At 65.9% G+C, this 17,714-nt stretch carries 20 protein-coding genes and 1 pseudogene; 14 read left to right on the top strand and 7 right to left on the bottom strand.

Features of this window, described 5'->3' with window-relative positions; translation table 11 throughout:
* The first annotated feature begins 13 nt into the window (after positions 1 to 13).
* The 10 genes from ACZO3G_RS10870 (at position 14) to ACZO3G_RS10825 (ending at position 7,620) form a co-directional block, all read left to right on the top strand.
* A complete protein-coding gene (locus ACZO3G_RS10870) occupies positions 14 to 562 on the top strand; it encodes a flagellar basal body-associated FliL family protein (protein WP_276870808.1) in 549 nt (182 codons plus the stop codon).
* Positions 563 to 651: 89 nt separating this feature from the next.
* Positions 652 to 1,251 (top strand): hypothetical protein, encoded by a 600-nt coding sequence (locus ACZO3G_RS10865; RefSeq protein WP_276870806.1) that lies wholly within the window; start codon positions 652 to 654, stop codon positions 1,249 to 1,251.
* Between the two features lie 113 nt (positions 1,252 to 1,364).
* Positions 1,365 to 1,886: a hypothetical protein gene (locus ACZO3G_RS10860; protein ID WP_276870803.1), complete on the top strand. Its 522-nt coding sequence runs from the start codon at positions 1,365 to 1,367 to the stop codon at positions 1,884 to 1,886.
* Between the two features lie 17 nt (positions 1,887 to 1,903).
* Positions 1,904 to 2,611 (top strand): immunoglobulin domain-containing protein, encoded by a 708-nt coding sequence (locus ACZO3G_RS10855; RefSeq protein WP_276870800.1) that lies wholly within the window; start codon positions 1,904 to 1,906, stop codon positions 2,609 to 2,611.
* Positions 2,612 to 2,800: 189 nt separating this feature from the next.
* Positions 2,801 to 3,976 (top strand): aldo/keto reductase, encoded by a 1,176-nt coding sequence (locus ACZO3G_RS10850; RefSeq protein WP_276870798.1) that lies wholly within the window; start codon positions 2,801 to 2,803, stop codon positions 3,974 to 3,976.
* Between the two features lie 157 nt (positions 3,977 to 4,133).
* Positions 4,134 to 4,607, top strand: coding sequence for a rhodanese-like domain-containing protein (locus ACZO3G_RS10845; protein WP_276870795.1), 474 nt, complete (start codon positions 4,134 to 4,136; stop codon positions 4,605 to 4,607).
* 110 nt (positions 4,608 to 4,717) lie between these two features.
* Complete coding sequence (locus ACZO3G_RS10840) at positions 4,718 to 5,461, top strand: TlpA disulfide reductase family protein (RefSeq protein ID WP_276870793.1); 744 nt, start codon at positions 4,718 to 4,720, stop codon at positions 5,459 to 5,461.
* Positions 5,458 to 5,757 (top strand): hypothetical protein, encoded by a 300-nt coding sequence (locus ACZO3G_RS10835; RefSeq protein WP_101552013.1) that lies wholly within the window; start codon positions 5,458 to 5,460, stop codon positions 5,755 to 5,757. The genes ACZO3G_RS10840 and ACZO3G_RS10835 overlap by 4 nt, the downstream gene beginning before the upstream one ends.
* 59 nt (positions 5,758 to 5,816) lie before the next feature.
* Entirely contained in the window at positions 5,817 to 6,239 is a 423-nt protein-coding gene (locus tag ACZO3G_RS10830) for an RrF2 family transcriptional regulator (protein WP_101552011.1), read from the top strand.
* A gap of 16 nt (positions 6,240 to 6,255) precedes the next feature.
* Positions 6,256 to 7,620, top strand: coding sequence for an FAD-dependent oxidoreductase (locus tag ACZO3G_RS10825; RefSeq protein ID WP_101552009.1), 1,365 nt, complete (start codon positions 6,256 to 6,258; stop codon positions 7,618 to 7,620).
* Positions 7,621 to 7,723: 103 nt separating this feature from the next.
* On the opposite strand, the gene ACZO3G_RS10820 is transcribed toward ACZO3G_RS10825, so the two are convergent.
* The 7 genes from ACZO3G_RS10820 to ACZO3G_RS10790 all read right to left on the bottom strand — a co-directional run bounded on the left by ACZO3G_RS10820 (position 7,724) and on the right by ACZO3G_RS10790 (position 13,835).
* Entirely contained in the window at positions 7,724 to 8,131 is a 408-nt protein-coding gene (locus ACZO3G_RS10820) for a helix-turn-helix domain-containing protein (RefSeq protein WP_276870790.1), read from the bottom strand.
* A 111-nt stretch (positions 8,132 to 8,242) separates the two neighbouring features.
* The gene (locus ACZO3G_RS10815) at positions 8,243 to 8,983 is read right to left on the bottom strand and encodes an ABC transporter permease (protein ID WP_276870788.1); all 741 of its coding nucleotides are present in this window, start codon (positions 8,981 to 8,983) and stop codon (positions 8,243 to 8,245) included.
* Positions 8,980 to 9,723 carry an ATP-binding cassette domain-containing protein gene (locus ACZO3G_RS10810; RefSeq protein ID WP_276870787.1) on the bottom strand — a complete coding sequence of 248 codons (744 nt, stop codon included), beginning with the start codon at positions 9,721 to 9,723 and terminating at the stop codon, positions 8,980 to 8,982. The genes ACZO3G_RS10815 and ACZO3G_RS10810 overlap by 4 nt, the downstream gene beginning before the upstream one ends.
* A gap of 5 nt (positions 9,724 to 9,728) precedes the next feature.
* Entirely contained in the window at positions 9,729 to 10,664 is a 936-nt protein-coding gene (locus ACZO3G_RS10805) for an ABC transporter substrate-binding protein (protein WP_276870784.1), read from the bottom strand.
* Entirely contained in the window at positions 10,661 to 11,230 is a 570-nt protein-coding gene (locus ACZO3G_RS10800) for a UbiX family flavin prenyltransferase (RefSeq protein ID WP_276870783.1), read from the bottom strand. Before ACZO3G_RS10800 ends, ACZO3G_RS10805 begins: the two co-directional genes overlap by 4 nt.
* 13 nt (positions 11,231 to 11,243) lie before the next feature.
* Positions 11,244 to 12,116, bottom strand: a complete 873-nt coding sequence (locus ACZO3G_RS10795; protein WP_276870781.1) for a 4-hydroxybenzoate octaprenyltransferase — start codon at positions 12,114 to 12,116, stop codon at positions 11,244 to 11,246.
* A gap of 18 nt (positions 12,117 to 12,134) precedes the next feature.
* Complete coding sequence (locus ACZO3G_RS10790; protein WP_276870779.1) at positions 12,135 to 13,835, bottom strand: menaquinone biosynthesis decarboxylase; 1,701 nt, start codon at positions 13,833 to 13,835, stop codon at positions 12,135 to 12,137.
* Positions 13,836 to 14,032: 197 nt separating this feature from the next.
* Between ACZO3G_RS10790 and ACZO3G_RS10785 the strand changes: the two genes are divergently transcribed.
* The 4 genes and pseudogenes from ACZO3G_RS10785 to ACZO3G_RS10770 form a co-directional block, all read left to right on the top strand.
* Complete coding sequence (locus ACZO3G_RS10785) at positions 14,033 to 14,362, top strand: ArsR/SmtB family transcription factor (RefSeq protein WP_242970865.1); 330 nt, start codon at positions 14,033 to 14,035, stop codon at positions 14,360 to 14,362.
* A 50-nt stretch (positions 14,363 to 14,412) separates the two neighbouring features.
* Positions 14,413 to 16,413 carry an NAD(P)/FAD-dependent oxidoreductase gene (locus tag ACZO3G_RS10780; RefSeq protein WP_417007773.1) on the top strand — a complete coding sequence of 667 codons (2,001 nt, stop codon included), beginning with the start codon at positions 14,413 to 14,415 and terminating at the stop codon, positions 16,411 to 16,413.
* Positions 16,406 to 17,422 (top strand): polyprenyl synthetase family protein, encoded by a 1,017-nt coding sequence (locus tag ACZO3G_RS10775; RefSeq protein WP_276870775.1) that lies wholly within the window; start codon positions 16,406 to 16,408, stop codon positions 17,420 to 17,422. The genes ACZO3G_RS10780 and ACZO3G_RS10775 overlap by 8 nt, the downstream gene beginning before the upstream one ends.
* A gap of 20 nt (positions 17,423 to 17,442) precedes the next feature.
* Positions 17,443 to 17,714, top strand: a pseudogene (locus ACZO3G_RS10770) (hypothetical protein); the annotation flags it as partial.

Here is a 17,714-nt window from a genome sequence, read left to right as displayed (position 1 = left end):
GAGGTGATATCCCATGAATGAGATACCGGAGCAGGGCGCGGCGGTGGCGGCCCCGCCGAAAAAATCCAGGCGCGGGCTGGCCGTGGGGATCGTGGCCGCGCTCGTGCTGATCGGCGCGGCGGCGTGGTTCTTTTTCGGACGCGGCGGAAGCGGTATGGCGGATTTCTTCGACCCGAACGCCACGACGGGAATCCTCCCGGGGATGACGGAGGAACAGATCATCGAGGAGCTCAACCGCATTGTCGAGGAGGGGATGTTCAACATCTCGATCAACACCCAGATCAGCTTCCCGAACGGGACGGCGGAGGGGCAGGCCTATATCGACAACATCTCCGCCAACCACTACAACATGACCGTGCAGATCGTGCTGGACGATACGGGCGAATCGGTATATCAATCCGGAGGCATCAGGCCGGGGCAGTACATCGAGAATATCACGCTGTCCAAGGCGCTGCCGAAGGGTTCCTATAAGGCGACTGCGATCTTTACGGCGCACGACCCGGAGGACCAGTCGGAAGTCGGGCAGGCGGCGGCGGAAGTGCTCCTGACGGTGGAGTCGTAAGCCGCGCGCAGCCTGTGGAAAAGGAGGTTATGGCTTTACATAAATTTACACGTAACCCCATCAATCAATTTAAACAGGAGGTCAAAACAATGAAAAAGGTATTCGCAACGATCCTGGCAATGGCAATGATTCTCTCCCTCGGCGTGACCGCGTTCGCGGCGCAGAACTATGATGCCGACGGCACGGCGGTAGACTCGAAGACAAACGACGTCAGTACCGATGGTGGTACGGCCGACACCCAGTTTAAGGTTATTGACAAGAGCGCGACGGTCCCGACTTATCAGATGAGCGTTACCGTCCCGATGACGGTCACCTTTGCGGTCGCCAAGGATGGCACCACCTCGGTCCCGAGCGCGTACAAGCTCATCAACTATTCCTTCAAAGATATCACGGTTTCGAGTGTGAAAGCGACGAACGGCGAGTGGACGCTTGCTACTGAGACAGTTGCGAAGGAAGCGGCCAAAGCCAGCAAGACGGTCAATATGAAGATCAAGGACCTCGATCTGTCCACGGCTGCCAGCGGCGTCGATCCCTCCTGGGGCACGGTTGCCAAGGCGGCGGATATCAACGGCACGGAACTCGACCTGACGCTGACCGCCGTGGCGGCTCCGCAGGATGAAACGGTCGCAGGGAATTCCTCGGAAGATGCATTTACCGTCACCTATACGATCGCGATGCCGACTGTCTAATCGTAAGCAAACAACTAAAATACCGGCACAGGGGACCCCTGTGCCGGGGAAAGCGCCGCGCGGCGCGGCGTTTTCCCCGGTACAGGCACGACAAAAGAACATAGGAGCGCGTTATGGAAGAAAAGACGAAAAAGAACGGCGGAGCCGTCAAATGGGTTTTCCCGGTTGTCATCCTCATCCTGGTCGACGTGATCGCCTGGCTGCTGCTGCGCCCGCAGGAACAGCCGGCGGGCCTCACGCGGGCCGCCGACGCGCAGCTCGGACAGCTCGAGGGCAAGACGGAGGAGCAGATCGTCGAGGAGCTCAACCGCATCGTTGAGGAGGGGATGTTCAACATCTCGATCAACACCCAGCCGGAGTTCCCGGACGGGAGCTCCCCCGGAAACCTCTGCATCGAGAACTCCCCCGCCAACCACTATCTGATGGTGGTGGAGATCACCCTCAACGACACGGGGGAGCAGGTGTACACCTCCGGCGCGCTGGAGCCGAACTACCACATTCAGGAGGCGAAGCTCGACCGGGCGCTTGCAAAGGGGACCTATCCGGCGACGGCGACCTTCTACGCCTATACCGCCGACACACAGGAGCTGGTGGGAACCGCGGGAGCGGAGATGCAGCTGATCATCCAGAACTGAGGAGGGGAGGGACCGCATTGAAAGGACTGGGAAGGGGAGTCGCCCTGCTCGTGGCCGCGGCGCTTGCCCTGACGGTTTCGCTGACGGCGTTGGCCGCCGGGGAGATCGGCGGGGAGGAGACGGACAGGGACCTCTCGGATATCGTGAGCGTGAGCGAAGAGGTGGATACGGCGACGCCGGAGCGCCCGTCCGCGAGCACGCAGTTCAAGGTGATGACGCTGCCGGGCCCGGAGGTATGGGGTGCGGATGTGAGCGTCTACGTCGGGGAGACGGCGGAATTGACGGTGAGCGCGAAGGACGGGGTGCTGCCCTACCGCTTCGCGTGGTATAAGGTGCTCGACGCGGACACCCTGTCGGAGGTGCTCTTCGAGGGGGAGAACTACGCGGGCAACGTCTACACGATCCCGAACGCGCAGAAAAGCGACGCAGGGGTCTACCGGATCGTGCTGACGGACAAATACGGAAGCTCGGCGGAATGCGACGTGGCGCTGGCGGTGCTGTCGAAGTCGCCGGGCGGAGGCGGCGGGGACGGCGGCTCGGACGAGGGCCCGGACATCCACATCGTGGCCCCGGCCGATCCGACGATCATCAGGGACCTGCCCGTCCCGCTGATGAAGCTGCCCAATACGGGCGACGGTTCCGCGCCGGCGCTCGCGCTCGCCCTGCTGGGGCTCTCGGCCGCGGCCATAGCGGCAGCCGTTTCCATCCGCAGGAAGCCGGATTAAACATTGTTGCGGAAAGGGGCGCCCCATGCGGGGCGCCCCTTTCCGCCCGCGCGGCGGGGAAGGATTGTATCCGCGGCCCCGGTGTGCTATACTTTCATGGACAGCTGTTTCCGGGATGCCGGGCGGGCTTTCGGGGCCGCCCGTTCATGCCGCTTACGGGAAAAATCACCTCAGGAAAGGGGCCGCCATATGGAGACACGCGCATACCGCGGAACGGACGACCGAGTCTCCCTGCTGGGCTTCGGGGCGATGCGCCTGCCGCGCGTTTCCCCCGACACGCAGGAGATCGACTTCGAGAGGGCGCGCGAGCTGATCGACTGCGCCTATACCCACGGGGTCAACTATTTCGACACCGCCTACCGCTACCACGACGGCGATTCCGAGCCGTTCCTCGGCCGGGCGCTGGCGGAATACCCGCGCGAGAGCTACCACCTCGCGAGCAAGATGCCGACCTGGCTCGTCCACAGCCTGGACGAGGGCAAGCGGATCTTCGCCGACCAGCTCGAACGGTGCCGCACCGATTATTTTGACTTCTATCTCTGCCATTCGGTGGGGAAATCGGTTGAGGAATTTACCGACGTCTACGAGAAGACCGGCCTGCTCGACCACCTGCGGGCGCAGAAGGCGGCGGGGGCCATCCGCCGCCTCGGATTCTCCTTCCACGGGACGCCGGAGGTTTTGCGGGAGCTCATCGCGCGCGGCGGATGGGACTTCGTGCAGATCCAGCTCAACTACCTCGACTGGGAGCTGCTCGACGCCGCGCGGCAGTACCGCATCCTCGAGGAAAACGGCCTGCCCTGCATCGTTATGGAGCCGGTGCGGGGAGGCAACCTCGTCTCCCTCTGCCCGGAGGCGGTGGAGATCCTCCGCGCGGCGCGCCCCGGCGCGAGCACCGCGTCGTGGGCCATCCGCTTCGCCGCGTCGTTGCCCAACGTGCTGACCGTCCTGAGCGGCATGTCCACCCTTGAGCAGGTGCGGGACAACGTCGAAACGATGTCCCCCTTCGAGCCCCTCTCCGACTCCGAGCGGGAGACGCTCGACCGGGCGCGGCGGGCCTACTTCGCCCTCGGAACCATCCCCTGCACCGGCTGCCGCTACTGCATGGACTGCCCGTCGGGCGTCGACATCCCCGGCGTCTTCGCAGCCTACAACCGCTGCGCCGCCGAGGTCGGGCTCGACCCTTCGGACGGCAGGGCGCTGCGGGAGAACGCGAAGGCGATCCGCGCGATTTACGACGCGCTGCCGGAGGAGCGGCGCGCCGGCCGCTGCGTCGGCTGCGGCAGGTGCGTCTCCCACTGCCCGCAGGGGATCGCCATCCCGCAGAGGCTGGGGGAGATCGCCGCGCTCATGAAGATTCTTGAATGACGCTCCCCGGGCGTGGGCGGCCGTTGACCGCCCGCGCCCGGTCCGCGTTTCCGGGAAAATATTTTTTCCGCGGGGGGTTGACAAGACTATCTGTAACAGATATAATTACAGTATAAACTGACACAACAAAATTTACAGTTAGGAACGGAGGAACCTCATGAAGGCGAAGCACATCATGGCCCTGCTGGGCGCGGCACTCATGGCGGCGGCGCTCACGGCGTGCGCGCGGGAGAGCGGGGAGGTCCCGTCCGCCCCGCAGGCACCGGCCTCCGCAACGGACGCCGGGGAGAGCGCGGACGGCGCGGCCCCGGCGGCGGAATACCACAAGATCACCGCTGAGGAGGCCAAGGAGCGGCTCGACGCCAATTCCGATGCGGTCATCGTCGACGTCCGCACGCCGGGGGAGCACGCGGCGGAGCGGATCGAAGGCTCGATCAACGTCCCGAACGAGTCGATCGGAGACGAGCAGCCCGTGCTGCTGCCCGACCTCGATGCGGAGATTCTCGTCCACTGCCGCACGGGGGTGCGCAGCCGGCAGGCTGCCGAAAAGCTGGTCGCGCTCGGCTATACCAACGTCTATGACTTCGGGGGCATCGTGGATTGGCCGTACGGCACGGTGACCGGCGAATGACCCGGGGCGAACGGCTGCAAATCCTGCTGGCCGCGGCGGCGCTTCTGCTCCTGCTGGCGCTCTTTTTTCAGGGCCGGGCGGCAAGCTGTATCATATAAGGAGGAACGGATGTGAAGAACCCACTGATGACCCTGCTCGGCGCGGCGGCGATGGCCGCGCTGCTCGCCGCCTGCGCGGCTCCCGCTCCGGAGGCTCCCGTCCTCCCGGAGCCGTCCGGTCCCGTGCGGAGCGCGGAACAGGCCGAGGTGGCATCCGCGCCGCGGGAGACCTCCTCCGAGGACCCCGCGCTCCAGCCGCCGGGCGGGGAGCTGCCGGTGAAGGCGATCCCCGGCTGCCGCGCCGACCTGCCCTACCCGCTCAAGATGTCGGGGGAGAGCCTGGCCACCGACTTCACCCACTGGGCGGCGAAGGACCTCGACGGCAACGTCGTCACCGAGGAGGTGCTGGCGGGCAGCCGTCTCACGCTCGTGAGCGTGTGGAGCACCTTCTGCGACTCCTGCGTGGCGGATATGGCCGCGCTCCAGCAGCTCTACACGGAATATGACCGCGCGGACCTGAACATTATCGGGATCGCCGCGAGCGCGCAGGCGGAGGACGGCTCGATCAGCGAAGGAGAGGTCGAGATCATCCGGCAGATCCAGGAGATGACGGGCGCGGAGTTTTTGCAGCTGCTGCCCTCCGACGACCTGATCGCGATCAAGCTGAAGGACCTCGGCACCGTGCCCGAGAGCTTCCTGCTCGACAGCGCGGGCAACGTCGTTGGCGGATCGCTCTACGGCGGGCGCACGGCGGAGGAGTTCCGCCGGATGGTCGACGACGGCCTGCGGACGCTTTCGGAGGAGGCGGACGCATGACCCACTTCGTCCTGAGCACCCTGCTCTCCTTCGCGGGCGTGGCGGCGGCCCTCGCGGTCCTGCTCGCCGCGGGCGCGCTGGTGAAGCTGGGCGGCAACCGCGCGCCGCCCCTTCTCTGCATGGCCGTCTCCGCAGCCTACGGCGCCTCCCAGCTTGCCGTCCTCGCCCGCCAGCAGAGCGGGCTGGCCTGCGCGCTCGCCCCCGGAAGGACCGTGCTTTTGCACGGCGCGCTTCTGGCGGTGCATCTCGTCCTGCTGGGAGGGCTTCTGCGGCGGCTGCGGCAGATTGCCTCTTGATTCCGCTAACTGTATGATGTACAATTACAGTTAGTGGATGCAATAAGGAGGAAACACAGATGACAAGTGAATTCGCCATCGCGGTGCACGCGCTGGTCTATCTCAACCACAAGGGGGAAACCGTCTCGAGCGAGGCGCTCGCCGAAAACATCTGCACCAACCCGGCGCGGGTGCGCAAGGTGATGGCCAAGCTGAAGAAGGCGGGCCTCGTCGCCACCAAGGAGGGGGTCGACGGGGGATACCATTTCATCAAGGCTCCCGCGGAGGTCACCCTCCGCCGCATCGACGAGGCGGTCGACGTCCGGCTGGTATCCGCCTGCTGGAAGCCGGGCGACCGGGAGAAGGCCTGCCTGGTGGCCTCCGGCATGGGGGACATCATGGACGACATCTATTCCGACCTCGACGAGCTCTGCCGCCGCAGGCTGGGGGAGATCACCATCGCGGACATCGACCGGAAGATATTCGGACCACACACGAGCTGAGAAAGAAGGCATTTTTGTGAAGCAGTATGACGCAATCGTAATCGGTTTCGGCAAGGGGGGCAAAACCCTCGCGGGCAAACTCGGCGCGAGCGGAAAAACCGTCGCAATGATCGAAAAATCCGACAGGATGTATGGGGGCACCTGCATCAACGTGGGGTGCATCCCCTCCAAATCGCTGGTGCGCAGTTCGGGCATCTCCCACGGGCACCGAAACGCGGACTTTGAGAAGAAGCAGGCGTTCTACGCCGCCGCCATCGAGGAGAAACGCCGCCTGACCGCCATGCTGCGCAAAAAGAACTTTGATAAGCTCGACGGCAACCCCAACGTCACCGTCTTCAACGGCATGGGCAGCTTCCTTTCGCCGACGCAGGTGCGGGTCGTGTCCGACCGGGGGGAGACGCTCGTCCTCGAGGGGAAGCAGATCTTCATCAACACCGGCTCCACCCCCGTCGTCCCGCCCATCGAGGGACTCCGGGAGAACCCGTTCGTCTACCTGAGCGAGGGGCTTATGGACCTTGAAAAGCTCCCCCGCCGGCTGGCGATCATCGGCGGAGGCTACATCGGGCTCGAGTTCGCCTCGATCTACGCGGGCTTCGGCTCGCAGGTCACGGTGTTCGAGGGCGCGCCCGTGTTCCTGCCCCGCGAGGACGCGGATATCGCCGCCGAAATCAAAAAGGCGCTCGAAGCAAAGGGCGTCGCCTTCCAGATCGGCGCGGCGGTCAAAAAGGTCGCGGACGCGGGCGACCACGCGGAGGTGACCTTCGCGCGGGAGGGCGCGGAAGAGACGCTCGCGGCGGACGCGGTGCTCGTCGCGACCGGCCGCCGCCCCAACACCGACGGCCTCAACGCGGCCGAGGCGGGAGTCGAGCTGACTCCGCGCGGCGCGGTCAAGGTGGACGAAAAGCTGCGCACCACCGCCCCGAACATCTGGGCGATGGGGGACGTTGTGGGCGGCTTGCAGTTCACCTACGTCTCCCTCGACGATTTCCGGATCGTCTGGTCGCAGCTTTCGGGCGGCGATTATGACGCCGCCAGGCGTAAAAACGTCCCCTACAGCGTCTTCATCGACCCCTCCTTCTCCCGCGTCGGCCTCAACGAAAGGGAGGCGCGCGAGGCGGGCCGCAATGTGAAGGTCCTCACCCTGCCGGCCGCCGCCATCCCCAAGGCGCAGGTGCTGAAGCACCCCGTCGGCCTGCTCAAGGCGGTCGTCGACGCGGACACCAACAAGATCCTGGGCGCGATGCTCTTCTGCGAGGAGAGCTACGAGATGATCAACATCGTCAAGCTCGCGATGGACCTCGACGCCGACTATACCGTGCTCGGCAGGCAAGTCTTCACCCACCCGACGATGAGCGAGGCGCTCAACGACCTCTTCGCCTGATTTCTTTTGACCTCCTCATATCCCCAAAAAAGAGACGCAGCGGCTTGCCGCTGCGTCCCTTTTTATGGGATAAATGATAGAATATATTACCAACTGTATAACATTACTCCGACAGCTGCACGATCCCGATGCAGGTGACGCCGATGGACAGCAGGGTGGCCGCCGTCCGGCCGTCCAGCTTCCCGAGCACGGAAAGCACCAGTGTGGCGACGCCCATCGCGAGTCCGACCGCCCGGAGGACCGACAGGGCCGTCCGGCGGAGCTCCCGCCCCGTGGGCGCGCCGCGGTTTTCAGCGGGAGCCTGCCCGCGGCAGCGCAGCAGCTCGTCGGTCGAGATCCCGAGGATGTCCGCGAGCGCGGGAAGGGTGCCGATGTCGGGGCAGGAGATTCCGCGCTCCCATTTGGACACCGCCTTGTCCGTCACGTGCAGCAGGTCGGCGAGCTCCTTCTGCGTCATGTTTTTCGATTTCCGAACGCTGCTGATGAGGTCCCCCATATGGTTATAATCCATCCGCGCCCCTCCTTTGGTAATTGTGTTCATGATACCAGAAGCCGTCGGGTTTGGCACGCGAATGACAGTCGACCGGGGTAAACGGCTGGTGGAATCCCCGGTAGAGCCCGGTCAGGACGGCTCCTTCCAGCGGCAGAGCCGCCGCGCGAGCAGGTCGACGGCCAGAAAGAGCGCCGCGCCCACCACCGAGATCACGACGATGCCGCCGTACATTTCGAGGTAGTCGATGCGGCTCCATGCGTCGAGGATGTAGTAGCCGATCCCCGCGCGGGTGCCGTATGCCTCGACGATGAAGAGGACGGCCAGCGCGGTGCCCACGCCGATGCGCAGGCTGGTGAAGAGCTCGGGCAGCACGGCGGGAAGCGTGATCTGTCCGAGCAGGCGGCCGCGCGAGGCCCCCGCGCTGACGGCCACCTGGTAGAGGCCGGGGTCGACGGCCCGGGCCGCGTCCCGCGTGGCGACGATCACCTGGAAGAGGACGGTCAGCAGGATGATGAGGATCTTCGAGCCGTCCCGCAGGCCGAAAAGGAGCATCGCGACGGGCAGCAGGGCGGTCTTGGGGACGGGGTAGGAGAAGTAGACGATCGGGTGGAGCAGGGCGTTCCAACGGGGGGAGGCGGCCATCAGCAGGCCGACCGGCACCCCGACCGCGAGCGCGAGGAAAAGCCCCGCGAACACCCGCCAGAGGCTCGCGCCGATGTGGCGGAAGACGCCCGCGGCGAGCACGTCCCCAAAGTGGGCGTACACCTCCGCGGGGCCGGGTAGCGCGCGGGTGTCGAGCAGCGCGGCGGCGGCCAGCCAGAGCAGGTTGACCGTCACGAAGCCGAGCAGGAAGGCGCCCGTCTTTTTCATGACGCGGCCTCCTCTCCGGCGGCGAGCAGGATTTCCCGCCGCAGCTCGTGGGAGAACGCCTCGAAATCGGGGCCGCCCGGCTCGGGCAGGCCCTGCCAGGGGTTCTCCAGGAGGCGGGTAAAGCGCCCGCCCTTTCCCATGACGGCGATCTGGCCCGCGAGGTAGAGCGCCTCCTCCGGGCGGTGGGTCACCACGACCGCCGTTGCGCCCGAATCCCGCCAGAGCTCGAAACAGAGCCGTCTGGCGCGGTCGGCCGCCGCCGCGTCGAGCGCGGCGAAGGGTTCGTCCATCAGCAGCAGGCGCGGCTTCATGAGCAGCGCGCGCGCCAGCGCCGCCCGCTGCGCCTGCCCGCCGCTTAATTCGCGCGGGTAGCGGTCGAGCAGGCCGCCGATGCCCAGCCGCGCGCAGAGGGCGTCAAGCTCCCTTTCGCCGGACGCGCCGCGCAGCCGCGCGCAGAAAAGGCAGTTCTCCCGCACCGTCTTCCAGGGGAGCAGGCCGTAGCTCTGGGGGATGAGGCCGATGGCGGTATCACGCGGGGAGAGGGGCGCGCCGCAGAAGCGGACGCTCCCGCCCGCGGGCGGGAGCACCCCGGCCAGCAGGTTCAGTAGCGTCGTCTTGCCGCAGCCGGACGGCCCGAGCAGTGCAAGCAGCCCCCCTTCCCCGAGGGAGAAGGAGAGCCCGTCGATGACCGGGCGGCTCGCGCGCGGGTAGCGCGCCGTGAGGTTTTCAACTTCCAGCATCGCGCTTATCCGAGGTCGCCGAGCAGGTCGGCTGGGGTGAGGGAAGCGGGGCAGAGCCCCTTGCCCGAGGCCCAGGCGACCGCGTCGGAGAGAACGGCGGCGTCGGGCAGCGCATTTTTGCGGAAGACGGGCAGCTCGATTCTGCCCGCGAGCTCCTCTGGGAAGCCCGCGCCCGCGATCACGACCGGCTCGTATTCCGAGAGGGGGGTGTTGTTCACGTAGTCGACCGCCTCGTCGTAGGCGGCGTAGTACTTTCTGATCGCGCCGGCCTTCCCGTCGATCGCCGACTGGGTGAAGGCGGAGACGGCGGGATAGAGCCCCGCCGTGTTGGCGCTGCCGAGCTCGACGGCGCCGTCGGTGAGGGCGAGGGTCGCGAACGGCTCGGGCAGCAGGCAGAGGTCGACCTCGCCGCTGCGCAGCATCTCAAGGCGGTCGGGGATGCGGGGAACGACCTCCTTTTTGAGGTAGTCCGCGCCGTACCCCTCCTGCGTAAGGATGTAGTCAAGCGCGTATTCGATCAGCGTGTTTTCCGAAATCGCGATCGATTTCCCGGCGGCGTCCGCGAGCGTCGTGACGCCGGAATCCGGACCGGCGAGCAGCAGGTAGTCGCCGTCGGTCATGCCGGTGATCTTCACGTCGAGCCCGGCGTTCTGGTAGATGCACGCGCCGATGAAATCGGTGAACACCCCGTCGAGCTCGCCCGCCTGCAGCGCCGCGTCGCGGTCCTTGGCGGAGGAGAAGACCTGCATGTCGAGGACGACGCCCTGCTTTTCATCGAGCTTCTGGTCCTTCATGACCGCCAGCGGGATGATGTCGGACGAATACATGACGCCGATGCGCAGCGTGTCGGGCTCGGGCTGTTTGCCGCACGCGGCGAGCCCCGCCGCGGCGAGCGCCGCGAGCAACAGGGCCGCGGCGCGCTTCAAAATGGTTTTTTTCATGGTTCTTCCCTCCAACGCTGATATAGATGGTTTTCAACGCCCAGGCAGTCGAGCGCCCGGCCCGCCACGAAGGAGACAAGGTCGTCGACCGTCCGGGGGCGGTGGTAAAACGCGGGCATCGCGGGCAGGATCGTCGCGCCGCACTGACTGAGCGTCAGCATGTTTTGCAGGTGGATCGAGGTGAGCGGCGTTTCGCGCGGCACCAGCAGGAGGGGCCGCCGCTGCTTGAGCATGACGTCCGCCGCCCGGGTGAGCAGGTCGGTCGTGACGCCGCACGCGAGCCTGCCGAGCGTCGACATCGAGCAGGGCGCGACCACCATCCCCGCGAACCGCCGCGAGCCGCTCGCGAGCGGGGAGAAGAGGTCGGCGTTGTCCTCGAGCACGGCGTTGGGGCGTTCCCCGGCCCAGCGTTCGAGCGAGACGCCCGTCTCATATTCCAGCACCCGGCGGCCGGTATCGGTGGCGACGACCCGCAGGGCCGCGCCGCTTTCCAGCAGGGCGTCCGAGATGCGCAGCGCGTAGGCGCTCCCGCTCGCGCCGGTGATCCCGATGATGTAGGTTTCCATAGAAGCCCTTCTTTCAGAGGTAGATGTCGAGGATGCCGAAGACCAGCAGCGCGAGGCTGGTGAGCTGGCTCATGCTGTAGGAGGCGACGTTGACCCCCTCGAGCCGCCGGGGGGAGACCATTGTGTGCTGCACCGCCATGAGGGCGGCGGCGGCGAGCAGCCCCGCGCCGAAGAGAAGTCCCATATGCGGCTCCAGCAGGAGGAAGGCCGCGAGGCAGACGAGCGCCGCGGCATGAAACGCGGTGCTGATATGCAGCGCGCCCGCCACGCCGAACCGCACGGGGATCGAATGAAGGCCGTTTTGCCGGTCGAAGTCATAGTCCTGGCAGCCGTAGATGACGTCGAAGCCAGCGGTCCACAGGCAGTTGGCCGCGCCGAGCAGCAGCGGCGGCAGGGAAAACCGCCCTGTCACCGCAAGCCACGCGCCGACCGGCGCGATGCCGCAGGTCGCGCCCAGAAAGAGGTGGCAGAGCCAGGTGAACCGCTTGGTATAGGAGTAGAAGGCCATCATCAGGAGGGCGAGGGGGGAGAGGACCAGGCAGAGGGGGTTCAGCATCGCGGCGCTCACGACGAGCAGCGCGAAGCAGGCGGCTGAAAGCGCGACCGTCTCGCGCACGGAGATTTCGCCGCGCGGGATCTGCCGTCCGGCGGTGCGGGGGTTTTTCGCGTCGATTCTCGCGTCGACCGCGCGGTTGAGGGCGTTGGCCCCCGTGCGCGCCGACAGGAAGGCGAGCGCGGCCCACGCCGCCGTCCAGAGGCGCGGCCTGCCGTTCGACGCGGCGAGGAAGGCGACGGCACCGAACGAGAGGGAGAAGATCGTGTGGCTGAACATCACGAGCGTCCCGTAGGCGCGCAGCTTCCGAATCAGTTTATGAGCGAGTTCCATATCGAAGGCGCCTCCACGTCAGAATCCGTATTCTTCCCACCGCGCGTCCACCCGCGCGGCCATTTCCGGCGACATCGTGATGTCGTCCGGCCAGGGGCGGGTGAGCCCCTCCCCCGGCAGCTTTTTCGTCGCGTCGAGCGCGATTTTCCCGTCCTTCACCACGAGGTCGCGCCCCGCGTCGATGTTGTTGAAGACCCGCCAGAGCACCTCCGAGCGGTCGGCGAGGTCCACCGTGTCGTCGAGCGCCACGGCGAACGAGACGCCCTCCGCCTCGAGCGCGGCCAGCGCGGCCTCCCGGCCGTCGCCCGGCGCGCGCTTTTGGACCGGCAGGAGGGCGTAACGCCCCGGACGGGGCGTTACGCCCGGTTTCGCGGTTGCGTCGACGCCCAGCCGCGCGCCGTAGAGGGCGCGGTCGGACGAATGGTCGAGCGCGTCGAGCGGGCCGTCCGAGAGGAGGTAGTCCGACGCGGGATCGGCGTTTTGGAGCACCGCCGCGAGCACCGCGCCGGTGTCCCGCGGGTCGACCGACGCGTCCACCGCGACGATCAGCTTGGTGTAGCGCATCTGTCCCATCCCCCACATCGCGTTCATGACGGTGCGCGCCGCGCCGGGGAAGTCGTTTCTGACCGAGACGACCGCGCAGTTGTGGAACACCCCCTCGAAGGGGAGGCAGAGGTCGCACAGCTGGGGCATCTGCAGCTTCAGTACGGGCAGGAAGATGCGTTCGGTGGCCTTCGCCAGATAGCAGTCCTCCATCGGGGGCCTGCCCACGACGGTCGCCGGGTAGACGGGGTTCCTGCGGCGGGTGACGCAGGTGACGTGGAAGCGGGGGTACCAGTCGGCCAGCGAGTAGTAGCCGGTGTGGTCGCCGAACGGGCCCTCCCACACGGGGGGCTCCTCAGTGTCGACATATCCCTCGAGCACGAACTGCGCGTCCCGCGGCACCCACAGGTCGCTGGAGACGCATTTTGTCAGCGCGACGGGCCGCCTGCGCAGGAAGCCCGCGAGCAGCATCTCGTCGAGACCGGGCGGCAGCGGCGCGGTCGCGGCGTAGGTGATCTCGGGGCCGCAGCCGAGCGCGACCGCGACGGGCATTTTCCCGCCCCGCGCCCGCCACGCCTCATAGATGGCAGAGCCGTCCTTGTGCTTGTGCCAGTGCATGGCGGTGGAGGTCTTATCGAGCACCTGCATCCGGTACATGCCGCAGTTCTGCGTCCGCGCGCCCGGCAGCTTCGTGAAGACGAGCGGCAGGGTGAAGAAGCGGCCGCCGTCCTGCGGCCAGCAGTGGAGCACCGGCAGCGCCGAGAGGTCGGGCTCCCGCTCGATCACCTGCTGGCAGGGCGGGCGGGTAAGGCGCAGGCGGCGCCGGTGGGGAAAGCAGGCGGCAAGGCGCGGGAGACGCGGGGCGAAGCGGACGAGGTTTCCGAGGGAGGTGTAGTTGCCGAAATCGAGGTAGCGGGCCACGTCGCCGCCGATTTCGTCGAGGCTTTCGGCGCCCAGCGCGAGCGCCATGCGTGCGTCGGAGCCCATCGCGTTGATGAGCAGGGGGAAATCGGAGCCCTCGACCCGCTCGAAGAGAAGGGCCGGGCCGCCGCGCTTCATGACGCGGCCGGCGATTTCGGTGATCTCCAGGATGGGGGAGACGGGCGCGGAAATCCGCATGAGTTCGCCGCGCTTTTCGAGCGCGGCGATGAATGCCTGCAAGTCCCGGTAGGCCAATCCGGACGGCCTCCTTTCTCTGGAAAAAACGGTTATCGGGTAATTTGTTAAATAGATGGCGGGGAAGTTGGACACATTATATAAAATGGCAAAAAACCATTGATAAATACTTGACAAATACCAAAGATATAATTATATTAGAAATTGCTTAATTACTAATTTCCTTAATATTATACACGAAAAACGGGGGGGAATCAATGGCGAATCCAGCGAAGGACGCGGCGGCGCTCTGCGCGCTGCTGGCGAACGAAAACCGCATGGTCATCCTCTGCCATTTGATGACCGGCCCCATGAACGTCGGGCAGCTGCACAAGCGCCTCAAGGGGATCACCCAGTCGGCGCTCTCCCAGCACCTGACGCTGCTGCGGGCCAACCGGATTGTTGAGTGCGACAAACAGGGACAGAGCATGGTCTACAAGATCGTCGACCAGCGGGCGATCCGGCTTATCGAAACGGTCGAGGAGATCTTCCTGCTGAAGGCCGCGGCGGGGATGCCCCCGGACGGCGAAACGAACGAGCGCAAATGATTTCACGCCGGGAGCGAACTGGCGGAGTTCACATTTAGGAGATGAAAGCATTGAAAAACATTGTCATTGTCGGCGCGGGCTACGCGGGCGTCCTGACCGCCAAAAAACTGGCGAAACGGCTGAAAAAACAGGAGAACGTGCAGATCACCGTCATCGACAAAAACCCCTTCCACACCATGTACACCGAGCTGCACGAGGTCGCCGCACACCGCGTGGATGAGGACAGCATCAAGATCAGCCTCGAACGGGTCTTCGCGGGACGCAACGTACATGTGGTGCTTGACACGGTCACCTCGATCGATTTTGACGGCAAGGTGCTCGAAGGGCGCGTGGGCACCTACCCCTACGACTATCTCATCCTCGCGACCGGCTCCAAGCCGACCTTCTTCGGCGTGCCGGGCGCGGAGGAGATCTCCTATACCCTGTGGTCCTACGACGACGCGGTCGTCCTGCGCGAGCACCTGCTCCACGTCTTCCGCCGCGCCGCGCGCGAGACCGACCCGGCCGAGCGCCGCAGGCTGCTGACCTTCTATGTGGTCGGCGCGGGCTTCACCGGCGTCGAGATGGCGGGCGAGCTGGCCGAGCTGGTGCCGCTGCTCTGCGAGAAATTCGAGATCGACCGGGACGAGGTGTCGATGTTCGACGTCGACGTGCTCGACCGCACGGTGCCCATCCTGCCGAAGAAGCTCTCCGACAAGGTGGAGCGCAGGCTCACGAAGATGGGCGTGCAGGTCATGCTCGGAACCGGCGTCGCGGGCATCGGCAAGGACTACATCGAGCTCAAGCAGGGAGACACCGTCGAGTGCCACCAGGCGGGCACCGTCATCTGGACGGCGGGCATCGAGTCGAGCGACATCGTCTCCGAGGCGGCCAAGGCCCTCCAAACCGCCCGCCGCGGCCGGGTCGTCACCGACAAATACCTGCGCGCAGTCGACCACGAGGACGTGTTCATCGCGGGCGACAACATCATGTACGTCCCCGAGGGGGAGGAGAACCCCGTCCCGCAGATGGTCGAAAACTGCGAGCAGAGCGCCGACACGATCGCCCACAACCTGACGGTGCAGCTCACCGGGCAGGGGGAGCTGGAGGACTACCGTCCCAAGTTCCACGGGGTCATGGTGTCGGTCGGCGGCAGGTATGGCGTCGCGCAGGTGGGCACCCCCAACCACATGATCTGCCTGCCCTCCTTCTTGGCGATGTTTACCAAGCATTTCATCAACGTCGTCTACTTCGTGCAGGTGCTCGGCTGGAACAAGGTCATCAGCTATTTGAGGCACGAGTTCTTCACCATCCGCAACTGCCGCAGCTTTGTGGGCGGGCATTTTTCCAACCGCACCCCGAGCTTTTTGCTCGTGCCGCTGCGCGTCTGGCTGGGCGTCTGCTGGGTGTTCGAGGGCGTCATGAAGATCGTCGAGGGCTGGATGCAGACCCCGCAGCTCACCGGCTTCTTCAGCGGCGCGACCGGCTTCTTCAACAAGATCCTCTCCGCCGCGGGCGCGCGCAACGTGACCGATATGGTCAACGCGGTCGCGGGCGCGACCTCCGGGGCCGTCGACGCGGTCGCCACCGCGACCGCCGAGGTCGGCGAGGCGGTGGCCAGCGGCGTGGCGGTGTTCAGCTACCGGCTGCTCGGATTTATGGACGTGACGCTTGTCAGCGGCACCGACCTGGCCCATTCCACGCTGGCGGACTACGCCTTCAAGATCGACATCCCCTTTATCAACTGGTTCGTCGACCATGTGGTGCTTGCCAGCGACGGGATGCAGATGTTCATGCAGATCACCATCGTGGTGCTTGAAATCCTCATCGGCCTCGCGCTGATCGGCGGCCTCTTCAACTTCCCGGCCTCCGCCGCCTCGCTCGTGCTGCAGTTCATGTTCGTCACCACGACGGGGCTCTACCTCAACACCTTCTGGATGATCTTCGCCGCGATTGCGGTGCTCATCGGCGGCGGCAGGACGCTGGGCCTCGACTACTACGTCATGCCCGCCCTAAAAAAACACTGGAAAAACGTCAGGTTTGTCAGAAAGTGGTATCTCTACAATGATTGACGCGACACAAAATCAGGCGCGCCCCCAGGCCGCCTGCTACCCCGGATTTGACGCGGCGTTCGAGGCGGTGAAGGAACGCATCGACGGGGCCCTCACCGGCTCGCCGGGTCTGATCCGCAGCTATACCGCGCACCTCGCGGGCGCGCGGGGCAAGATGATCCGCGCCGCCGCCCTGCTCGCCTGCGCACAGGGGGAGGACGGCGGGATTCCCGCCGACGCGGCGGAGCTGGCCGCCGCCGTCGAGATGCTCCACCTCGCGACGCTCGTGCACGACGACGTCATCGACGACGCCGACCTGCGGCGCGGCATCCCCACTCTCCAGCGCATGTACGGCAGGCGCACGGCGGTCATCTGCGGCGACTACCTGCTCGCCGCTTCCCTGCGGCTCGCGGCGCAGGTGGGCGACCGGGAACGCTACCTTGACCTGCGGCTGCCCGACTATGTGGGGCGCATCTGCCTCGGGGAGCTGGGCCAGCACCTCAATAACGGCAACCTCGAGCTGACCGCCTACCGCTACCTCAAGATCATCGGGGGCAAGACGGCCGCCCTCTTTGAGGCGGCGTTTTACGCGGGCGCGCTCTTCTTTACAGAGGAGGAGCGGCTCATCCGCCGGTACGCGCGGCTCGGGCGGCAGATCGGCATGATCTTCCAGCTCACCGACGACTGCATCGATTTTGAATCGGACGAGGCGACCGCCAAAAAGCCGGTGCGGTCGGACTACGAGCAGGGGGTCGTCACGCTGCCGCTCATCCGGGCGTTCGAACAGGACCCCGCCTTTCTCGAGCGCGCGCGGAGAGGGAAACTCGTGCGCGCCGAGGTGGACGAACGGGTCCGCGCGAGCGGCGGGCTGGACGACGCGCGCCGGCTTTCCAAACGCTATTACGACCGCGCGGCCAAGCTGCTCGGGGAGCTCGGCGCTCCCGAGGAGAAGCGGCGGCGGCTCACGGAGATACTGGACAGGGCATTTTACGGCCTCAAGCTACAGCCGGCGGCGAAGCCCGGCCGGTGACGATCGAAGGAGGAACCGATATGAAACGAATTTTTGCGACGGCGCTCAGCCTCGTCTTGGCGGCCTCGCTGCTGGCGGGATGCAGCTCCAATCTGCCGAAGGGGTATTCCCCCTTCGGCCCGCAGGCTTCATCCGGAAGTGAATCGCAGCAGCCGCAGGAGAACCCCGCCCCGGAGAATCCGGTGCAGGTCCCGGCGGGCGCGGAGCTTTCGACCGGGCTGGCGGTGATCAACTCGGTGGGCAGTTCGAAGGACGCGGGCGATGAGGACGGCCTCGCACAGGCGGACTCGAA

The sequence above is a fragment of the Anaerotruncus sp. genome (assembly GCF_057433415.1).
Note: the sequence above shows the minus strand (reverse complement) of the source record. Positions and strands in the feature narration are given on the sequence as shown.